Genomic DNA, 3,899 nt, shown 5'->3' with positions numbered 1-3,899 from the left:
CCGCGTCATTTCGCGGGCATGGGCCATCGTGGTTTCGGACTGGCGCTCGCCGCCCAGCATGCGGGCCAGCTCTGCCTCGCGCGCGGCGCTGTCCAGCGGCTGCACGGTGCTGAGTGTGCCTTGCCGTGCGCGCTGCTTGGCCACCAGATAGTGGTGGTCGGCACAGGCTGCGACCTGCGGCAGATGGGTGACGGACAGCACCTGGCGCGATCGGCCCAGCGCATGCATGAGGCGGCCCACGGTCTCGGCGACGGCGCCGCCCACGCCCGAGTCCACCTCGTCGAAGATCAGCGTGCCGGCCTCGCCCAGCTCGCTGGTGGTCACGGCAATGGCCAGCGAAATGCGCGACAGCTCACCGCCCGACGCCACCTTGGCAATCGGCTTGGGGCTGGCTCCAGGATGGCCGGCGACCAGGAAGGCCACGCTGTCCACGCCAAAGGCACCGGGGGAGTCGGCCGTGGACAGGGCGGCCTCGAACAGGCCGCCTTCCATGCCCAGGCCCTGCATGGCCTGGGTGATGGCGCGCGACAGGCGCGGCGCAGCCAGGGCGCGTTGCTGCGACAGCACCCGGGCGCTGGCCTGGTAGTGCTGCTGCGCGGATTGCTCTGCAGCGTGCAGGGCCTCGATGTCCACGGCGGCGTCCAGCTGCTGCAGCTCCTGGCGCCAGCCGGCCAGCAGTGCCGGCAGCTCATCGGGCGTGCGGCGGTAGCGGCGCGCCAGCTGCATCCACAGCGACAGGCGTGCATCCAGCTCGGCCAGGCGTTCGGGGTCCAGGTCGGCGCGGCGCAGATAGGCCTGCAGCGAATGGCGCGCATCCTGCACCTGGGCCGTGCACGAGGCCAGCACGTCGGCGATGTTCTGGAACTCGGGCTCCAGGTGTTCCTGGTTCTGTATCAGATGGCTGGCGCGGCCCAGCGGAGTGATCACGCCGGCCTCGTCGTCCTCCAGCATCTGCAGCGTGGTCTGGGCGGTGTCTATCAGGGTCTGGGCATGCGACAGGCGCGTGTGCTGGGCATTGAGCTCGTCCCACTCGTCGGCCTGCGGGGCCAGCTTGTCGAGTTCGGTGATCTGCCACTGCAGCCGCTCGCGTTCGCGCTGCAGGCTGTCCTGGGCGGATTGCGCATGCTGCAGGGCTTGTCGTGCCTGGCTCCAGCGGCTCCAGCAGGCCTGGACCTCGCGGCTGTCTATGCCCGCATAGGCGTCCAGCAGCGCGCGTGCTGCGTCGGGCCGCGTGAGGCTTTGCCAGGCATGCTGGCCGTGGATGTCGATCAACTGCTCGCCCAGTGCGCGCAGCTGCGTGGCCGTGGCCGGCGTGCCGTTGATCCAGGCGCGGCTGCGGCCCTGGGTGTCCACTGTGCGCCGCAGCAGCAGGCTGTTGTCCTCGCAGGCCAGGCCTGCCGCCTCCAGCCAGGGGCGCAGCCGCGCGCAGCCGTCGAACTCCACGCAGATGTCGGCCTGGGGGCAGCCTTCGCGCACCACGTCGGCGTCGGCGCGGGCGCCCAGGGCCAGCTGCAATGCGTCGATCAGGATGGATTTGCCGGCGCCGGTCTCCCCGGTCAGCACGGTGAAGCCCGCATGCCAGTCCAGATCCAGGGCCTGCACGATCACGAAGTCGCGCAGCACGATGCGCTTGAGCGCCATGGTCAGGCGCCTCCCTCGTTCCAGCCCAGTTTCTTGCGCAGCGTGGCGAAGTAGTTCCAGCCCTTGGGGTGCAGAAAGCGCACGCTGTGGTGGGCGCGGCTCACGAGGATGCGGTCGCCGTGCTGCAGCGAGGCCAGCGACTGCATGTCAAAATTGGCGCTGACATCGCGCCCGGCCACGACTTCGATCGTGACCTCGTTGGCATCGGACAGCACGATGGGGCGATTGGACAGGTTGTGCGGCGCAATGGGTGCCATCACCCAGGCGGGGATGGAGGGATGCATCATCGGCCCGCCGGCGGACAGCGCATAGGCCGTGGAGCCCGTGGGCGTGGCCACGATCAGGCCGTCGGCGCGCTGGTTGGAGACAAAGCGGCCGCCGACCTCGATGCGCAACTCCACCATGCCGGAGGTGCCGCCGCGGTTGACCACCACGTCGTTCATGGCCAGGGCCTCGAACACGCATTCGCCGTCGCGGATCACGCGGGCGCACATCAGGGGACGCAGGTCCTCTTCGTACTCGCCCTGCAGCATGGGCGTGAGCGTGGCCTCGAAGTCCTCCAGCGCGATGTCGGTGACAAAGCCCAGGCGGCCCTGGTTCACCCCGATCAGGGGCGTTCCGTATTGCGCCAGGTGCCGGCTCACGCCGAGCATGGTGCCGTCGCCGCCGACGACCAGGCCCAGGTCGCAATGCCTGCCCAGGCCATCGACATCGAGGGTGGGGTAGTCTGTGAGCCCTGCGTGCAGGGCCGATTGGGTATCAAGCACGACTTCGCAGCCCTGGCGCCTGAGGAAGTCCGCAATGCGCTCGAGCGCGTTGCTGGCATTCTCGGACGGGGCGCTTGCGCTGGGAGCGTGGTATTTCCCGATCAAGGCAACGTGGCGAAACGTGGACGTCATTTCTGGAAATTACATCATTAAAATCATCACATGCTCGACGAACGTGCCAAGTTGTTGCTCAAAGCGCTGATCGAGCGTTACATCGCTGACGGCCAGCCTGTGGGCTCGCGGACCCTGTCGCGTGCGTCGGGGCTTGAATTGTCGCCTGCCACGATACGCAATGTGATGGCTGACCTCGAAGACCTGGGGTTGATCATCAGTCCGCACACCTCGGCCGGCCGCATTCCGACCGCCCGGGGCTACCGGCTGTTCGTGGACACCATGCTCACGGCGGACCGTGCAGATATCGTGACGCCCGAGCTCGTGCCCGAGCAGCCGCAGAAAGTCATCGCCAACGCCGCCAACCTGCTGTCCAGCCTTTCCCAGTTCGTGGGCGTGGTGCTGGTGCCGCGCCGCACCTCGGTGTTCAAGCACATCGAATTCGTGCGACTGTCGGAGCGGCGCTTTCTGGTCATCATCGTCTCGCCCGACGGTGACGTGCAAAACCGCGTCATCTTCACCGACGTGGATTACTCAGCCTCCCAGCTGATCGAGGCATCGAACTTTCTCAACAGCCACTACGCAGGCCTGGCCATGGAAGAGGTGCGCGAGCGCCTCAAGGGCGAGGTCGAGCTTTTGCGCGGCGAGGTGGCCACCCTCATGCAGGCAGCCGTCAACGTGGGCACGGAGGCCATGACCAGTGCCCAGGAGGACGTGGTCATCGCGGGCGAACGCAACCTGCTGTCGGTCAGTGATTTCTCCAGCGACATGGGCAATCTGCGCCGCGCCTTCGACCTGTTCGAGCAAAAGACCCAGATCCTCAGACTGCTGGATTTCTCCAGCCAGGCCGAAGGTGTGCGCATCTACATCGGGGGCGAAAGTCAGGTCGTGCCCTTCGAGGAGCTGTCCGTGGTCAGCGCGCCCTACGAGCTCGATGGCAAGGTGGTGGGCACGCTGGGCGTGATCGGCCCCACCCGCATGCACTACGACCGCATGATCCAGATCGTGGACATCACCTCCAAGCTGGTCAGCAACGCGCTGAGCCACAAGCGCTGAGCCGCGCAGGTTAGGATCTACAATAGCCGTTTGCCATGGCGTGCATCCGCGCTGCCCTGGTGAATCAGGGGCCTTAGCTCATGCTTGGTTAGAGCAGCGGACTCATAATCCGTTGGTGCCCAGTTCGACTCTGGGAGGCCCTACCATCCATTGGTATGAGAAAGCCTGCCGCCTTTCCGGGCGGCAGGCTTTTTTGCTGGGCGCGACGCTGCCGGCTGGCATGGCTGCGCCTGGCTGCCATTGAATGCGACTTCCAGGTTTTTTGCAGAAATATGGCGCTTTTGCCTGGAAGCTCCAAAACCCGCTGCTACAATGCGAAGCGTT

At 66.5% G+C, this 3,899-nt stretch carries 3 protein-coding genes and 1 tRNA gene; 2 read left to right on the top strand and 2 right to left on the bottom strand.

From position 1 onward, the window contains the following. Positions 1-1,641, bottom strand: a 1,641-nt coding sequence (recN, locus tag L995_RS30290; RefSeq protein ID WP_047475152.1) for a DNA repair protein RecN, incomplete at its 3' end; no start/stop codon positions are given. Positions 1,642-1,643: 2 nt separating this feature from the next. Continuing rightward, complete coding sequence (locus tag L995_RS30285; protein WP_046239612.1) at positions 1,644-2,540, bottom strand: NAD kinase; 897 nt, start codon at positions 2,538-2,540, stop codon at positions 1,644-1,646. 30 nt (positions 2,541-2,570) lie between these two features. Between L995_RS30285 and hrcA the strand changes: the two genes are divergently transcribed. After that, the gene (gene hrcA, locus L995_RS30280) at positions 2,571-3,575 is read left to right on the top strand and encodes a heat-inducible transcriptional repressor HrcA (protein ID WP_016445711.1); all 1,005 of its coding nucleotides are present in this window, start codon (positions 2,571-2,573) and stop codon (positions 3,573-3,575) included. A gap of 67 nt (positions 3,576-3,642) precedes the next feature. Next, a tRNA-Ile gene (locus L995_RS30275) sits at positions 3,643-3,721 on the top strand. The last annotated feature ends 178 nt before the right edge of the window (positions 3,722-3,899 follow it).

It is taken from the genome of Delftia sp. ZNC0008 (assembly GCF_000799035.1).
Lineage (GTDB): Bacteria > Pseudomonadota > Gammaproteobacteria > Burkholderiales > Burkholderiaceae_C > Comamonas > Comamonas tsuruhatensis.
The sequence above is the reverse complement of the archived record's forward strand: the minus strand, read 5'-3'. Positions and strand labels throughout refer to the sequence as shown.

Bases quoted from the DNA above. Each gene is read 5' to 3' on its own strand.
- L995_RS30285 (WP_046239612.1), bottom strand. From the start codon at position 2,540: ATGACGTCCACGTTTCGCCACGTTGCCTTGATCGGGAAATACCACGCT.
- hrcA (WP_016445711.1), top strand. From the start codon at position 2,571: ATGCTCGACGAACGTGCCAAGTTGTTGCTCAAAGCGCTGATCGAGCGT.